Source organism: Streptomyces sp. YPW6 (assembly GCF_018866325.1).
In the GTDB taxonomy this organism is placed as follows: domain Bacteria; phylum Actinomycetota; class Actinomycetes; order Streptomycetales; family Streptomycetaceae; genus Streptomyces.
Window position 1 is genome coordinate 5,996,663 of record NZ_CP076457.1, and the last position, 15,560, is coordinate 6,012,222.

15 protein-coding genes are annotated in these 15,560 nt (G+C 73.4%); 11 read left to right on the forward strand and 4 right to left on the reverse strand.

The annotated features are described in order from the left end of the window. Positions 1-7: 7 nt before the first annotated feature. The gene (locus KME66_RS26255; protein ID WP_216326657.1) at positions 8-1,264 is read left to right on the forward strand and encodes a hypothetical protein; all 1,257 of its coding nucleotides are present in this window, start codon (positions 8-10) and stop codon (positions 1,262-1,264) included. On the opposite strand, the gene KME66_RS26260 is transcribed toward KME66_RS26255, so the two are convergent. Continuing rightward, entirely contained in the window at positions 1,240-2,490 is a 1,251-nt protein-coding gene (locus tag KME66_RS26260; protein WP_216326661.1) for a glycosyltransferase 87 family protein, read from the reverse strand. The two genes, KME66_RS26255 and KME66_RS26260, sit on opposite strands and share 25 nt — an antisense overlap. A 110-nt stretch (positions 2,491-2,600) precedes the next feature. On the opposite strand from KME66_RS26260, the gene KME66_RS26265 reads away from it, so the two are divergent. Next, positions 2,601-3,743: a glycosyltransferase family 4 protein gene (locus KME66_RS26265; protein ID WP_216326666.1), complete on the forward strand. Its 1,143-nt coding sequence runs from the start codon at positions 2,601-2,603 to the stop codon at positions 3,741-3,743. A gap of 220 nt (positions 3,744-3,963) precedes the next feature. Here KME66_RS26265 and KME66_RS26270 read toward each other — a convergent pair whose 3' ends face one another. Further along, complete coding sequence (locus tag KME66_RS26270; RefSeq protein ID WP_073217989.1) at positions 3,964-5,760, reverse strand: long-chain fatty acid--CoA ligase; 1,797 nt, start codon at positions 5,758-5,760, stop codon at positions 3,964-3,966. A 278-nt stretch (positions 5,761-6,038) separates the two neighbouring features. Between KME66_RS26270 and KME66_RS26275 the strand changes: the two genes are divergently transcribed. The 6 genes from KME66_RS26275 (at position 6,039) to KME66_RS26300 (ending at position 10,999) form a co-directional block, all read left to right on the forward strand. Then, on the forward strand, positions 6,039-6,845 hold the full coding sequence (locus KME66_RS26275; protein ID WP_216326669.1) for a metallophosphoesterase: 807 nt from the start codon (positions 6,039-6,041) through the stop codon (positions 6,843-6,845). A 109-nt stretch (positions 6,846-6,954) separates the two neighbouring features. After that, positions 6,955-7,404 (forward strand): SRPBCC family protein, encoded by a 450-nt coding sequence (locus KME66_RS26280; protein WP_216326672.1) that lies wholly within the window; start codon positions 6,955-6,957, stop codon positions 7,402-7,404. Positions 7,405-7,409: 5 nt separating this feature from the next. Then, complete coding sequence (locus tag KME66_RS26285) at positions 7,410-8,597, forward strand: ArsA-related P-loop ATPase (protein ID WP_216326675.1); 1,188 nt, start codon at positions 7,410-7,412, stop codon at positions 8,595-8,597. Between the two features lie 82 nt (positions 8,598-8,679). Continuing rightward, positions 8,680-9,147, forward strand: coding sequence for a DUF5304 domain-containing protein (locus tag KME66_RS26290; protein ID WP_216326679.1), 468 nt, complete (start codon positions 8,680-8,682; stop codon positions 9,145-9,147). A 74-nt stretch (positions 9,148-9,221) separates the two neighbouring features. Then, entirely contained in the window at positions 9,222-10,163 is a 942-nt protein-coding gene (locus tag KME66_RS26295; protein WP_073217968.1) for an ROK family glucokinase, read from the forward strand. A gap of 80 nt (positions 10,164-10,243) precedes the next feature. Continuing rightward, complete coding sequence (locus tag KME66_RS26300) at positions 10,244-10,999, forward strand: endonuclease/exonuclease/phosphatase family protein (protein WP_216326697.1); 756 nt, start codon at positions 10,244-10,246, stop codon at positions 10,997-10,999. 25 nt (positions 11,000-11,024) lie between these two features. Here KME66_RS26300 and KME66_RS26305 read toward each other — a convergent pair whose 3' ends face one another. Next, a complete protein-coding gene (locus KME66_RS26305) occupies positions 11,025-11,726 on the reverse strand; it encodes a hypothetical protein (RefSeq protein ID WP_216326700.1) in 702 nt (233 codons plus the stop codon). Further along, on the reverse strand, positions 11,719-12,498 hold the full coding sequence (locus KME66_RS26310) for a carboxylesterase (protein ID WP_073217958.1): 780 nt from the start codon (positions 12,496-12,498) through the stop codon (positions 11,719-11,721). Before KME66_RS26310 ends, KME66_RS26305 begins: the two co-directional genes overlap by 8 nt. 235 nt (positions 12,499-12,733) lie before the next feature. Here KME66_RS26310 and KME66_RS26315 point away from each other — a divergent pair, with 235 nt between their 5' ends. From KME66_RS26315 to KME66_RS26325, 3 genes are read left to right on the forward strand one after another with little or no spacing between them, the layout of a single operon-like run. Then, positions 12,734-13,489: a 1-acyl-sn-glycerol-3-phosphate acyltransferase gene (locus KME66_RS26315; protein ID WP_216329637.1), complete on the forward strand. Its 756-nt coding sequence runs from the start codon at positions 12,734-12,736 to the stop codon at positions 13,487-13,489. Positions 13,490-13,522: 33 nt separating this feature from the next. Next, positions 13,523-14,776, forward strand: a complete 1,254-nt coding sequence (gene macS, locus KME66_RS26320) for a DUF5931 domain-containing protein (protein WP_216326703.1) — start codon at positions 13,523-13,525, stop codon at positions 14,774-14,776. After that, on the forward strand, positions 14,773-15,477 hold the full coding sequence (locus KME66_RS26325; protein ID WP_073217947.1) for a response regulator transcription factor: 705 nt from the start codon (positions 14,773-14,775) through the stop codon (positions 15,475-15,477). Before macS ends, KME66_RS26325 begins: the two co-directional genes overlap by 4 nt. The last annotated feature ends 83 nt before the right edge of the window (positions 15,478-15,560 follow it).

Here is a 15,560-nt window from a genome sequence, read left to right on the forward strand (position 1 = left end):
CGGCAGGGTGGCCGTACGAGGACGTGACGCGCGCGGGGGAGGCCCCCGGGGACGGCGGCGTGCGGCGGGCCTGCTGCTCGCCGCGCTCCTGACCGCGTCCGCCTGCACGGCCTCCGCCGACCCGGACACCGTCCTCACCACCGGGGCCCTCGACGCCACCCTGGAGCGCCGCGCGGCGGCCGTCCTCGCCCACGACCCGGCGGGCTACCTCGACGGCCTCGCCCCCGACGCCGCCAAGCTCCGGGCCGCCCAGCGCACCGAGCTGGACCGGCTCGCCGACGTGCCGCTGAAGTCGTGGACGTACGACGTGAAGGGCATCACCGAGCAGGACGGGCAGTGGGCCACCGCCGAGGTGGAGCTGCGCTACCGGATCGCCGGCTACGACACCGCTCCGGTCGCCACCCGCCGCGTCCTGACGCTGATGCGTGAGCGCGACCGCTGGTACATCACCGAGGACCGGCCCGCCGAGGGCGCCTCCGGGCAGCTGTGGCAGCAGGGGGACGTGGACGTCGTCGAGGGCGCCCGGAGCATCGTCCTGGGCGTCGGCCGGGGCGAGGAGGAGCTGCGGCAGATCGCCGACACGGTGGACCTCGCCGTCCCGGCCGTCTCGGACGCCTGGCCGCGCCCCTGGAACCGCCGGGTGGTCGTCCTCGTCCCGGACTCCGTGGAGTCCATGGCGGGGCTGCTCGGCTCGCCGGACACCGCCTACCGGGGCATCGCCGCCGTCACCACCGGGGAGGTCGGCGGCACCGGCGAACGCCCCGCCATCGCCGACCGGGTCATCGTCAACCCGCAGGCGTACGCCACCCTGAGCAGCTTCGGACAGCGGATCGTCCTGACCCATGAGACGACCCATGTCGCCACCCGGACCAGCACCTCCGCCGCCACTCCCGTCTGGCTCTCCGAGGGCTTCGCCGACTGGACCGCCTACCGGGGCGAGGACCGCGCCGCCGACACCGTCGCCCCCGAACTGGCCGAGGCCGTCCGCGGCGGCCGGACCCCCGCCGAACTCCCCGCCGACCCGGATTTCGGGTTCGACGGCGACCCGGCGAAGCTGGCAGGGGCGTACGAGGGCGGCTGGCTTGCCTGCGAGCTGATCGCGGAGCGCTGGGGCAAGGAGAAGCTGATCGCCTTCTACGAGACCGTCGGCGCGCACGACGGGCGCGAGGGCGCGGTGGAGAAGGCCCTGGAGGCGGTGCTCGACACCACCTCCGAGCAGTTCACCGCCGACTGGCGCGACTACCTCGCCACCCGGCTCGGCTGACCCCCGACCGCGCTCGGGGCCGCCTCCGCGCCCGCTCCGCCCGGCACCGTCGACCGCCACAGCCGCCGCGCCGCGACCAGTGAGGCCGCCACCAGCAGCCCGTTCCGTACGACCAGGAGCGTCACCCCCCACGCGTCGCTCGCCACCACCCGGCCGAAACCGATCGGGAACTCCAGCAGCGTCACCCCCGCGGCCACCAGCACCAGCACCGCGGGCAGGGTCATCACCGTCCCCCGGAACACCAGGCACACCGCGGCCAGCCCGACCAGCCACACGACGTACTGCGGGCTGATCACCCGGCTGGTCACCGTGAACAGCAGCACCGCCGTGAACGCCGCGTCGGCCGGGGTGCGCGCTGTGAAGAGCCGTGCCCGCAGCCGCCACAGCAGCAGCCAGCCCAGCGCCAGGACCGCGAGCCCCAGCGCCAGCGTCGACACCAGCCCGACCTGCGGCCCGACGAACTCCACCGAGCCGTAGCGCAGCTCCACCCGCCCCTCCCAGCCGAACTGCCGCGCCGCATGGAAGACCAGCGCGCCCAGCGACTCGATCTCGGTGCCCCGGTCCCGCTGGAAGGCCAGGAACGCGAACGCCCCGGGCAGCCACAGCGCGAACGCCGCCGCGAGACCCGCCGCACTCAGCGCCGCCGACGTCCAGGCCGCCCGTGTCCGGGGGCCCTTCCGCGCCCCCACCAGCAGCAGCGCCGGCCACCCCTTCAGCAGCGCCCCGAACGCCGCCAGCGCACCCAGTGCCCGGGGCCTGCGCACGCCCGCCAGCAGCGCCGCCACCGCGACCGCCGTCACCATGAGGTCGTAGCGGGCGTAGACCGTCGGGCCCAGCAGCGGCACCCCCACGACCCACACCCAGGCGCCCGCCGCCCGCATCCCGGGCCGCCGCCCCGCGTACCGCAGCAGCCCCAGCACCAGCGCGTCGCAGACGAGCACCAGCACGAAGAACGCGGTCGCGTACTCCCAGAACGGCAGCAGGGCGGGGGAGAGGACCGCCAGGGCCGCCCCGGGCGGGTACTGCCAGGTGACGTCGTCCAGCGGATACGTGCCGGCCAGCAGCACCTCGTACCAGCCCCGGTAGATCACCGAGACGTCCACCGTGACGTCCGGACCGGGCACCGTGACCACGTGGAACACGCAGGCCAGCAGCCAGGCACGGGTCAGCGCCCACACCGCGTACGGCCACGGTCCGGTGCCGGTGGGTGCTCGTCCCGTCGTCATCGCCGCCGCCCTCGTCGTCGCTCGTGTCCGGCCGGGCCCCCAGCGGCTCATGATGCCGTCGGGAGAGCGCCTCAGCGGTGAAGCGCGGCCGTTCGGTACTGTCGGCGGCGATGGACAAGACCTTGATCGTGACCAACGACTTCCCGCCCCGCCCCGGTGGCATCCAGGCGTTCCTGCACAACATGGCGCTGCGCCTGGATCCCGAGAGGGTCGTCGTCTACGCCTCCACCTGGAAGCGCGGCGAGGAGGGCACGGCGGCCACCGCCGCCTTCGACGCCGAGCAGCCGTACCCCGTGGTCCGCGACCGGACGACGATGCTGCTGCCGACCCCGCGTATCACCCGCCGCGCCACCGAGCTGCTGCGCGAACACGGCTGCACCTCCGTCTGGTTCGGCGCCGCCGCCCCGCTCGGCCTGATGGCCCCGGCGCTGCGCCGCGCGGGCGCCCGCCGCCTGGTGGCCACCACCCACGGCCACGAGGCGGGCTGGGCGCAACTGCCCGCCTCCCGGCAACTGCTGCGCAGGATCGGCGAGGGCACGGACACGATCACCTATCTCGGTGAGTACACCCGCTCCCGGATCGCCGCCGCGCTCACCCCCGACGCGGCCGGCCGCATGGTCCAACTGCCTCCCGGTGTCGACGAGAAGACCTTCCACCCGGGCTCCGGCGGCGACCGGGTCCGGGCCCGCCTCGGGCTGACCGACCGCCCGGTGGTCGTCTGCGTCTCGCGCCTCGTGCCGCGCAAGGGCCAGGACACGCTGATCCTGGCCATGCCCGGGATCCTCGCGCGGATCCCGGACGCGGTGCTGCTGATCGTCGGCGGCGGCCCGTACGCCGAGGACCTGAAGCGGCTGGCCGAGGAGACCGGGGTGGCGGACTCGGTGTGGTTCACCGGGCCGGTGCCGTGGGCGGAGCTGCCCGCGCACTACGGGGCCGGAGACGTCTTCGCGATGCCCTGCCGGACCCGGCGCGGCGGGCTCGACGTGGAGGGCCTGGGCATCGTCTACCTGGAGGCGTCCGCGACCGGGCTGCCCGTGGTGGCCGGTGACTCCGGGGGCGCCCCGGACGCGGTGCTGGACGGCGAGACCGGCTGGGTGGTGCGCGGCGGCAGCGCCGAGGAGTCGGCCGACCGGATCGTCACGCTGCTCGGCGACCCGGAGCTGCGGCAGCGGATGGGGGAGCGCGGCCGGGCCTGGGTCGAGGAGAAGTGGCGCTGGGACCTGCTGGCGGAGAAGCTCAAGACGCTGTTGTGACCGTACGCACGCGGAAGGGGCCGTACGCACGCGGAACAGGCTCGTACGGATGCCAACGGGGGCCGTGCGCATGACGAAGGGGCCCGTACGGATGCCGGCGGGGGCCGTGCGCGCGCGGGGAACAGGCTCGTGCGGACGCCGAAGGGCCCGTACGCATGACGAAGGGGCTCGCGCTTCTCGACAAGCGCGAGCCCCTTCGCCGTGATCCCCAGGGGGTTCCTCAGGCGCGGTAGATCGACTCCACCTCGTCCGCGAAGTCCTTCGCCACCACGTTCCGCTTCAGCTTCAGCGACGGCGTGATGTGCCCCGCCTCCTCGGTGAACTGGGCCGGGAGGATACGGAACTTGCGGACCGACTCCGCCTTGGAGACCGCCGCGTTCCCGTCGTCCACCGCCCGCTGCACCTCGGCCAGCAGCTCCGCGTCCTCGCGCAGCGACAGGGCCGTCGAGCCGGCCGGCTTGCCGTTCTCCTCGGCCCAGCGGCCCAGGAACTCCTCGTCCAGGGTGACCAGCGCGCCGACGAACGGGCGGCCGTCCCCGACCACCATGCACTCGGCGATCAGGGCGTGCGCGCGGATCCGGTCCTCGATGACGGCCGGGGCGACGTTCTTGCCGCCCGCCGTCACGATGATCTCCTTCTTGCGGCCGGTGATCGAGAGGTAGCCGTCCTCGTCGAGCGTGCCGATGTCCCCGGTGTGGAACCAGCCGTCGGCGAGCGCCTCCGCCGAGGCCGCCTCGTTGTTCCAGTAACCGGTGAACAGGTGCTCGCCGTGCAGCAGCACCTCGCCGTCGTCCGCGATCCGCACGACCGAACCGGGCAGCGGCTGGCCGACCGTGCCGATCTTCGGCCGGTCCCACGGGTTGAACGCGGTGGCCGCGCACGACTCGGTCAGGCCGTAGCCCTCCAGGACCGTGAAGCCGATGCCCCGGTAGAAGTGGCCGAGCCGCTCGCCCAGCGGGGCGCCGCCGGAGATCGCGTACTCGCCCCGGCCGCCCAGGACCGCGCGGAGCTTGCCGAAGACCAGCTTGTCGAAGAGCTTGTGCTTGAGCTTCAGGCCCAGCGATGGGCCCTGCGGGGTGCTCAGCGCCCGGCTGTAGGCGATCGCCGTGTCGGCGGCCCGGTCGAAGATCTTGCCCTTGCCGTCCGCCTGCGCCTTGGCGCGGGCCGCGTTGTAGACCTTCTCGAAGACCCGGGGCACGCCCAGGATCAGCGTCGGCCGGAAGGCGGCCAGCTCGTCGGTGAGGTTCTTGATGTCGGGGACGCAGCCGAGCTTGATCGGGGCCATCACCGAGGCCACCTCGACCAGCCGGCCGAAGACGTGCGCGGCGGGCAGGAACAGCAGCACCGAACACTCGCCCGTACGGAACAGCGGCTTCAGCCGCTCCACCACGTTGCCGCACTCCGCGAAGAAGCTGCGGTGGGTGAGCACACAGCCCTTGGGGCGGCCGGTGGTGCCCGAGGTGTAGACGATCGTCGCCGGGTCGTCCGCCTTGGCGCTGACCATCCGCAGGTCCATGGTCTCGTCGGAGACCTCCGCGCCGGCCTTGCCGAGCGCCTCCACGCCGCCCGCGTCGATCTGCCAGACGTGCGCCAGCTCCGGCAGGGAGTCCCGTACCGAGGCCACCGCTGCGGCGTGCGCGTCGCTCTCCACGAGCACCGCCACCGCCCCGGAGTCACCGAGGATCCACTGCACCTGCTCGGCGGAGCTGGTCTCGTACACCGGCACGGTCACCGCGCCCGCGCTCCAGATCGCGAAGTCCAGCAGCACCCACTCGAAACGGGTGCGCGACATCAGGGCGACCCGGTCGCCGGGCTGCACACCCGAGGCGATCAGCCCCTTGGCGGCGGCCCTCACCTCGGCCAGGAACCGGGTGGCGCTGACGTCCGTCCAGACGCCGGCCACCTTGCGGCTCATCACCGCGACTTCGGGATGCTGAGCGGCATTGCGGCGGATGAGATCCGTCAGGTTGCCGTCCGTCGGGACCTCGTACAGGGCCGGAAGGCTGAACTCGCGCAAGACTGCTGCTCCTCATCGGGCTCCGGTGCCACGGCTCTGTGTGACGCACCGGCTGCGGTCCAAGAATGGCGGGTGCTCAGTGGGGAGAGCACGACTGGACTGCCCGGACGTTACCCACCGGTACGCGGTTCCGGATAGGGGGTTCCGGCCAGATGTCTTATGCATCACACATATAAATGGCCCTTTCGCGCACAGTAGTCCACCGCCATCCCGACGTGGAAGTAACCGCAGGTCCGGACGGTCTACCCCAGGCCGGAGGGGCACTCTAGGGTGATCGCATGCGAGGCAGCGAACCGGACAGCCGGGACCCGGCCACCAGGCGGACCCGGATCCACGTGGTCAGCGACGTGCACGGCAACACCGAGGCCCTGGCCCGTGCGGGGGACGGTGCCGACGCGCTGATCTGCCTCGGTGACCTGGTGCTCTTCCTCGACTACGCCGACCACGCGCGCGGCATCTTCCCCGACCTGTTCGGCAAGGAGAACGCGAGCCGCATCGTCGCCCTGCGCACCGCCCGCCGCTACGACGAGGCCCGCGCCTTCGGCCGCGAGCTGTGGGCCGGCCGCGACCGCGACACCGAGATCCTCGGCGCCGTACGCAAGCAGTACGCCGAACTCTTCGCGGCCTTCCCCACCCCGACGTACGCCACCTACGGCAACGTCGACGTCCCGGGCCTCTGGTCCGAGTACGCCCGCCCCGGCACCACCGTGCTCGACGGCGAACGCGTCGAGATCGGCGGCCGGGTCTTCGGCTTCGTCGGCGGCGGCCTCAGGACCCCGATGAACACCCCGTACGAGATCAGCGACGAGGAGTACGCCGCCAAGGTCGAGGCGCTCGGCCCGGTCGACGTCCTCTGCTCGCACATCCCGCCCGAGGTCCCCGAGCTGACCTACGACACCGTCGCCCGCCGCTTCGAACGCGGCAGCACCGCCCTGCTGGAGGCGATCCGCGCCACCCGCCCCCGGTACGCGCTTTTCGGCCATGTTCACCAGCCGTTGGTCCGCCGGATGCGCATCGGCACCACCGAGTGCGTCAACGTCGGGCACTTCGCCTCGACCGGGACGCCCTGGGCGCTGACCTGGTGAGCGCGGGCGGCCGGGCCGTGGACCGGGGCGCCCCGGGCACGCGATAGCCTGCACAGCGGCAGGCTCCTGCCGACAGCGACCGGTATCACCGCACTGGAGGGCCACGGCGATGGCTGAACACACCAGCTCGAGCATCACGATCGAGGCGGCGCCGGCCGACGTCATGGGCGTGATCGCCGACTTCGCCCGCTATCCGGAGTGGACCGGCGAGGTCAAGGAGGCCGAGGTCCTCGCCACCGACGACCAGGGCCGCGCCGAGCAGGTCCGCCTGGTCCTGGACGCCGGGGCGATCAAGGACGACCACGTCCTCGCCTACACCTGGAACGGCGACAGCGAGGTCAGCTGGAGCCTCGTCAAGTCCCAGATGCTGCGCTCCCTGGACGGCACCTACGCCCTCACCCCCCTCGCCGGCGGCGAGCGCACCGAGGTCACCTACCGGCTCGCCGTCGACGTCAAGATCCCGCTGCTCGGCATGATCAAGCGCAAGGCGGAGAAGGTCATCATCGACCGCGCCCTCGCCGGTCTGAAGAAGCGCGTCGAGTCCGCCCCCGGGGCCTGAGCGACGTGCGTACGGTCCTGGTCACCGGCCCCGGCGGCGCGGGCCGTACCACCGTCGCGGCGGCCACCGCACTGGCCGCCGCCGGCTGCGGCAGCCGCACCCTGCTGCTCTCCGCCGAGGCCATACCCGGCTTCCCGGCCGCCACCGGACCCACCCCGGTCACCGACCGCCTCGACCACGTCCGCATCGACTCGGGCGAGCACTTCCGCGCCGAACTCACCGAGCTGCAGAACCGTGCCTCCGGCGTCCTCGACCTGCTCGGCGCGGGCCGGCTCGACGGCGACGAGATCACCGAACTCCCCGGCTCCCCGCAGCTCGCCCTGCTGCACACGCTGCGCCGCGCCGCCGAGGGCGACCTGTCCGGCTACGACACCCTCGTCGTCGACCTCCCGCCGCTGACCGAGGCCCTGGCCCTGCTCGCCCTCCCGGAACAGCTGCGCCGCTATCTGCGCCGGCTGCTCCCCGCCGAACGCCAGGCCGCCCGCGCCCTGCGCCCCGTCCTCGCCCAGCTCGCCGGGGTCCCGATGCCCGCGCAGTGGCTGTACGAGGCCGCCGCCCGCAAGGACGAGGAGCTGGCCGCCGTCCAGGCCCTCATCGAGGACGAGGCCACCACGCTCCGGCTGGTCGCCGAGCCGGGACCGGCCGCCGAGGACGCCCTGCGCACCGCCCGGACCGGCCTGGCCCTGCACGGACTGCGCGCCGACCTGCTGGTCGCCTCCCGGGTGCTGCCCCGGCACTCCCCGGACCCGTGGTTCGCCGGGCTCGCCGCCCAGCAGGAGAAGTGCCTGGACCACTGGCACCAGGACGTCGCCCCGGACCTGCCCGTGCACGAGGCCGCCCACCTGGGCCGGGACCCCGAGGGCCCGGACGACCTGGCCGCGCTGGAGATCCCCGCCCCCGACGACCGGACACCGGGCCGGGCCGGCGACCCCTGGTGGACCGAGGAGGAGCAGGACGCCGGAGACGGCACCCCGGCCATCGCCTGGTGCCTGCCGCTGCCCGGGGCCGCCAAGCAGGACCTGCGCCTGGTCCGCCGGGGCGACGAACTGCTCCTGACCGTCGGCCCCTTCCACCGGATCGTGCGGATCGCCTCCGCGCTGCGCCGCTGCACGGTGTCCGGCGCGGCACTGGCCGACGGGGTGCTGCGCGTGCGGTTCACCCCGGACCCGGCCCTGTGGCCGCGTACCTCCTGAACGCCGTGCGGCCATTCGGGTAACGTCGGTAGTACGTGAACCGCAGGCCGAACGCCGGCCGCCCGCGCCGCAGGAGTCCGCCATGAGTGAAGCCACCGATCGTCCCGTCGACGGCGACGCGTGGGCCGACGCCTGCGCCGAGGACCTCGCGGCCGAGCAGGCCCGCCGCCGCGCGCAGTACGGCCCGCCGCCCGGATCCGCCGCCGAGGAGCTGCGCAAGCTGGTCGACGCCGTCGCCGACAAGGTCTCCTCGCTCCAGACACCCCTGTTCGGCGTCGCCGCCCCCGCGGTCCAGCAGGCCATCCGGCAGGCGAAGTCCGCCGTGGAACCGGTCATCGAACGCAACCCCCAGGTCTTCGACCACCTCGCCGCCGCCGGCAGTGAACTGCTGGCCGCCTACCGCTCCGCGGTCGAGGGCCAGGAGAGCCGCTGGACCCGCACCACCGAGGGCGCGTCGGGCACCGCGGGCCCCTCGAAGAAGGCCGCCGACGACCCGTCCGACCCCCGCGACGAGGGCCCTTCCGGCACCGAACGCATCGATCTGGACTGACCGGCTCCGGCCGGTACCGGGCGCGGCCTCGGGTACGGTTGCCCTAGCGGGGCTCGACCGGAACTGAGGGATTCATGGGACTCACCATCGGCGTCGATATCGGCGGCACGAAGATCGCGGCTGGAGTGGTCGACGAAGAGGGCCGGATCCTCTCGACGTTCAAGGTGGCGACCCCGCCGACGGCCGACGGCATCGTCGACGCGATCTGCGCGGCGGTCGCCGGGGCGAGCGAGGGGCACGACGTGGAGGCCGTCGGCATCGGCGCCGCCGGGTACGTCGACGACAAGCGCGCCACCGTCCTCTTCGCACCGAACATCAACTGGCGTCACGAACCGCTCAAGGACAAGGTCGAGCAGCGCGTCGGCCTCCCCGTCGTCGTCGAGAACGACGCCAACGCCGCGGCCTGGGGCGAATACCGCTTCGGGGCCGGACAGGGCCACGACGACGTCATCTGCATCACGCTCGGCACCGGCCTCGGCGGCGGCATCATCATCGGCAACAAGCTGCGCCGCGGACGCTTCGGCGTGGCCGCCGAGTTCGGCCACATCCGGGTCGTCCCGGACGGTCTGCTCTGCGGCTGCGGCAGCCAGGGCTGCTGGGAGCAGTACGCCTCCGGCCGCGCGCTCGTCCGGTACGCCAAGCAGCGCGCCAACGCCACCCCCGAGAACGCCGCCGTCCTGCTCGGCCTCGGCGACGGCTCGGTGGAGGGCATCGAGGGCAAGCACATCAGCGAGGCCGCCCGCCAGGGCGACCCGGTGGCCGTGGACTCGTTCCGTGAGCTGGCCCGCTGGGCCGGCGCCGGACTGGCCGACCTCGCCTCGCTGTTCGACCCGTCCGCGTTCATCGTCGGCGGCGGCGTCTCGGACGAGGGCGAGCTCGTCCTCGGACCGATCCGCAAGTCGTTCCGGCGCTGGCTGATCGGCGGCGAGTGGCGCCCGCACGCCCAGGTGCTCGCCGCCCAACTCGGCGGCAAGGCAGGGCTCGTGGGCGCGGCCGACCTGGCCCGCCAGGGCTGAGGCCAGGTCCGCCACGACGCATCGGACGCCCGTCGCCGCCCTCCGGGGCAGCGGCGGGCGTCCGCCGTATCGTGGCCCGCATGGTCCTGACGCCCCTGCCCGACTCCCGTACCGAGCCGGACGGTTCAGCCGTCATCAGAGTGCTGAGCTACAACGTCCGTTCCCTGCGCGACGACACCGCGGCCCTGGCCCGCGTCATCCGCGCCTGCGCACCCGATCTGGTCCTCGTCCAGGAGGCCCCGCGCTTCTTCCGCTGGCGCAAGGCCGCGGCCCGGCTCGCGAAGAGCAGCGGCCTCGTGGTGCTGAGCGGCGGGGCCACCGCCGCCGGACCCCTGCTGCTGTGCTCGCTGCGGGTGGCGGCCGAGCGCACCGAGGACGTCCTGCTGCCCCGTACGCCCGGTCTGCACCGCCGGGGCTTCGCCACCGCCGTCGTGCGGATCGCCGGAGCCCGGCTCGGGGTGCTGAGCTGCCATCTGAGCCTCCAGCACGACGAACGCCTCGCCCAGGCGGACCTGCTGCTGGAGCGGCTGGCCTCGATGGGCGTGGAACACGCCGTGGCGGGCGGCGACCTCAACGACGTACCGACGGGGAAGGCGTTCGGGCGCCTGGCCGGGCCGCTCCAGGACTGCCGGGCCGTCGCCCCGTGGGGCGGCGGGCCGACGTTCCCGCCCGGCCGGCCCCGCAAGCGCATCGACGCCGTCTTCGCGACCCCGGGCATCGAGGTGCTCGGCTGCGGGGTGCCGAGCGGGCTGCCCGGGGTGGGCGAGGACGACCTGAGGGCGGCCACGGACCATCTGCCGGTCCTGGCCGCCCTCAGGGTGCCCGCCGCGGGGTGACCGCGGTCATCCGCGGGGCCACCCGCTACACGACCGCGCCGCGCCCCGGGTCGCCGTAGGTGTCGTCATCGTCGTCGTGCGGCATCCGGGCCACCAGGGTGGCGAAGCCCCCCAGGAAGCCTCCGATGCAGAGCGTGGTGAGCCACCACGTCATCTCCCACTGGAACAGCACCGCGATCAGCATCAGCACCGGCCCGCCGATCACCGCGAGCCAGGCGAACTTCGCCGTGACGTCGGCCTCCGGCAGCGGCGGCGGCTCCGGGGGCACGAAGTGGCCCTCGTCCCCGTCGTCCGCCTCGCCGATGCCGTCGTCCTTGGACTCGGGCAGCTCGTAGTCACGGGGCCCCGCGACGCCGGGCGCGAACACCACCGAACCGCCCAGCGCCTTCTTCTCCGGCGGCTTCGGGGGCGTCTTGTCGGACCCCTTGTCCGCCGGGCCCCCGGCCGGGCCGTCGCAGGACCCCGTCACATTGCGCTGGTCGTCCTCCAGCAGGGCCAGGTCCTCGACGGACTTGAACGGCTTGGCGCCCGGCGGGTCCGGCGGCTCCTCCCCGTACCCCGCGACGATCGCGGCCCACGCCGCGTCCTCGTCGACCGGCCGCTCCCGCTCCTGCTCCGCTCCCCCGGCCCCCGCCCGCTCCGTCCCCTCCGGGACGGGCGCGGGCCCCGTGGGGCGCGGTTCGCGCTCCTCGTCGCTGCCTGTGCGTTCCGCGTCGTGCTCAGCCACCGGACGTGCTCCCCTTCATCCCGACGTTCGGTGCGAGACGGCCGATGAACCGGTAGCTCTCATCGAAGATCCGCTCCGCATCATGGTCCAACGTCGCCACGTGGTAGCTCTGTTCCAGCAAGATCTCGGAGACGTCCGTGGAGGAGATCCGGCTGAGGATCCGGGCGCTGTCGGCGGGCGGCACGACATGGTCCTGCGGGCTGTGCAGAAGCACCACCGGCTGGGTCACCTGGGGCAGCTCCCCGTCGACCAGGCGGAAGAACTTCCGTACCGAGTGGGCGCAGTGCAGCGGGACACGGTCGTACCCCACCTCGTGGGAGCCCGGCAGCGCGATGTCGTCGGCCAGCCCCTTCGTCGTGCGCACGAGGTGGCGGGCGAGGGGCAGCGCGTACGCCGAGAGGCCGTGCACCTTGTTGGCGGGGTTGACCAGCACCAGACCGCTGATCGCCTCCCCGTGCCGGGCCGCGAGCCGCAGGGACAGCGCGCCGCCCATGGAGAGCCCGAAGACGAAGACCTGCTCGCACCTCTCGGTGAGGAGCCGCAGCTCCCGGTCCACCTCCGCGTACCAGTCCTGCCAGCCGGTGGCCGCCATGTCCTCCCAGCGGGTGCCGTGGCCCGGCAGCAGCGGCAGTGAGACCGTCAGTCCGCGCTCGGCGAGATAATCGGCCCAGGGGCGCAGTGACTGCGGGGATCCGGTGAAGCCATGGCAGAGGAGGACGCCGACCTCTCCGCCCTCGTGGCGGAACGGCTCGGCTCCAGGGAGGACCGGCACCAGGGTCTCCTGTTCGTGGGACGGGGCGGGGGAGGGCGCACCTGGGGGAGTGCTTGACGGATGACTTCACCGTACGCGACCGGACCGACACCGACCAGGGCCGTCACGCCCCCGTGAAGCACCCCCGCGGGCCCCGCCCCGGAGGCGAGCCCCTGCCGGGCCGAGGCCGCCGCGACGCCACAGGCTAGTCTCTAGCGACAGCACACAGGAGGAACCAGAGTTGATCTACGGCGCCATGAAGTTCTCCATCGGCGGGTCCCTGAAGCTCGCTTTCCGGCCGTGGGTGGAGGGCCTGGAGAACATCCCCGAGCGCGGTCCGGCGATCCTCGCCAGCAACCACCTCTCGTTCTCCGACTCGTTCTTCCTCCCGGCCGTGCTGGACCGCAAGGTCACGTTCATCGCCAAGGCCGAGTACTTCACCTCGCCCGGCGTGAAGGGCAAGCTCACCGCCGCGTTCTTCAAGGGCGTCGGGCAGCTCCCCGTCGACCGCTCCGGCGCCCGCGGCGCCGGCGAGGCGGCGATCAAGGCGGGCATCCAGGTCATCGAGAGCGGCGGCCTCTTCGGCATCTACCCCGAAGGCACCCGCTCGCCCGACGGACGGCTCTACCGCGGCAAGCCCGGCGGCCTCGCCCGGGTGGCCCTGGCCACCGGAGCGCCCGTCATCCCGGTCGCCATGATCGACACCGAGAAGATCCAGCCGCCCGGCCAGGTGGTGCCCAAGCTCATGCGCCCCGGCATCAGGATCGGCAAGCCGCTGGACTTCAGCCGCTACCAGGGCATGGACGGCGACCGCTTCATCCTGCGCTCGGTCACCGACGAGGTCATGTACGAGATCATGAAGCTCTCCGGCCAGGAGTACGTCGACATCTACGCCACCGCCGCCAAGCGCCAGATCGCCGACGAGGCGAAGGCCAGGGCCGAGGAGGCCAAGCGGGAGCGGAAGCAGGCCGCCGGGCGCAACGAGGACGGAGCGGAACGGCCCGGCGCGTAGCCGCGTCGTCGAACCGTCGGGTGGGGGGTGCCCATGGCCAAGCGTGAGCGGGTCGTCCGGATGTCGGTCGAGCTGCCGCTGTGGCGTGCGCTGACGGGCTACCGCGTGCTGACGATGGTCTACGCGGTACTGCTCGCGGTCTTCGGCAAGGACAACGCCGGCCGGGAGAGGTTCGAGCGGCCCTGGGTCGCCGTCGCCTATCTGGCGTTCCTCTGCGTCTGGACGCTCGCCACCCTTCCCAAGGTCCGCTCGGCGGCCAACTGCACCAAACGCTTCCTCGGGGCCGACCTGGTCGTCGCGCTGACCGGCATCCTCCTCACCCCGCTCGCCGACGTCGACTCCCAGTCCTTCGACGGGCCGACGCTCCCGTCGATCTGGACGGCCGGCGCGGTCCTCGCCTTCGCCATCAAGGGCGGCTGGCGGTGGGCGGCCTTCGCCTCCACGTTCGTCGCCGCCGCCAACATCATCCAGCGCGGCGAACCCAGCCGGGACACCTACCACAACGTCCTGCTGGTCTGGGTCGCCTCCATCGCCATCGGGTACGTCGTCGAGGTCGCCCGCGCCAGTGAGCGCACCCTCGCCCGCGCCCTGGAGATCGAGGCCGCCACCCGCGAACGCGAACGGCTCGCCCGCGACATCCACGACAGCGTGCTCCAGGTCCTCGCCATGGTCCAGCGCCGCGGCACCGCCATCGGCGGCGAGGCGGCCGACCTGGGCCGGATGGCCGGGGAGCAGGAGGTCGCCCTGCGCACCCTGGTCTCCAGCGGCCTCGTGCCCCCCACCCGGATCTCCGAGGACACCGCGGCGGGCGCCGTGGTCCGCACGGTCGAGGTCGACGAGGAGGAGGGGCCCGCCGGCCAGGCCCTCTGCGACCTGCGCGCCCTGCTCGCCCCGCACGCCGGGTCCCGGACGAGCTTCGCCGAGCCGGGCGCCCCGGTGCTGCTCCCCGCCGCCTCGGCCCGGGAGCTGGCCGCCGCCGTCAGCGCCGCCCTGGACAACGTCCGGGTGCACGCGGGCCCGGACGCCCAGGCGTGGATCCTGGTCGAGGACGAGCCGGACGAGGTGATCGTCACGGTCCGCGACGACGGCCCCGGCATCCCCGAGGGGCGGCTCGCCCAGGCGGAGGGGGAGGGGCGGCTCGGAGTGGCGCTCTCCATCCGCGGCCGGCTGCGCGACCTGGGCGGCACGGCAGAGCTGATCTCGGTGCCCGGACAGGGCTGCGAGGTCGAGTTGAAGGTTCCCAGAGCACCGAGGGTTTCCCGGGGGAAGGCAGGATCGGCCCGATGAGCACGCAGAACACACCGCAGGACGCGCAGGGGGCGCCCGACCGGCCCATCAGGGTCATGGTCGTCGACGACCACCCCATGTGGCGCGACGCGGTCGCCCGCGACCTGACCGAGTCCGGCTTCGACGTCGTCGCGACCGCCGGGGACGGCGCCCAGGCGGTACGCCGGGCCAGGGCGGTCGGCCCGGACGTCCTGGTCCTCGACCTGAACCTCCCCGCCATGCCCGGCGTCCAGGTCTGCAAGGAGCTCGTCGGCTCCCACCCCGGCCTGCGGGTCCTGGTCCTCTCCGCGAGCGGCGAGCACGCCGACGTCCTGGAGGCGGTGAAGTCCGGAGCCACCGGCTATCTGCTGAAGTCCGCCTCCACCCAGGAGCTGACCGACGCCGTCCGCTCCACCGCGGCCGGCGACCCGGTCTTCACCCCGGGACTGGCCGGCCTGGTCCTCGGCGAGTACCGCCGGCTCGCCTCCGACCCCGCGCCCGTGGCTTCGAACGAACCCAAGGCCCCGCAGCTCACCGACCGGGAGACCGAGGTGCTGCGGCTCGTCGCCAAGGGACTGTCGTACAAGCAGATCGCCGAACGGCTGGTCATCTCCCACCGCACCGTCCAGAACCACGTGCAGAACACCCTCGGCAAGCTCCAGCTGCACAACCGGGTGGAACTCGTGCGGTACGCCATCGAGCGGGGCCTCGACGACGCCTGACCCGGCGGGGCCGGGGCCGGGGCCGTATATTCGCGCTGACCGGCCCTGCCCTGTTCCGTCCCCAGACACAGCTCGGGAGACCC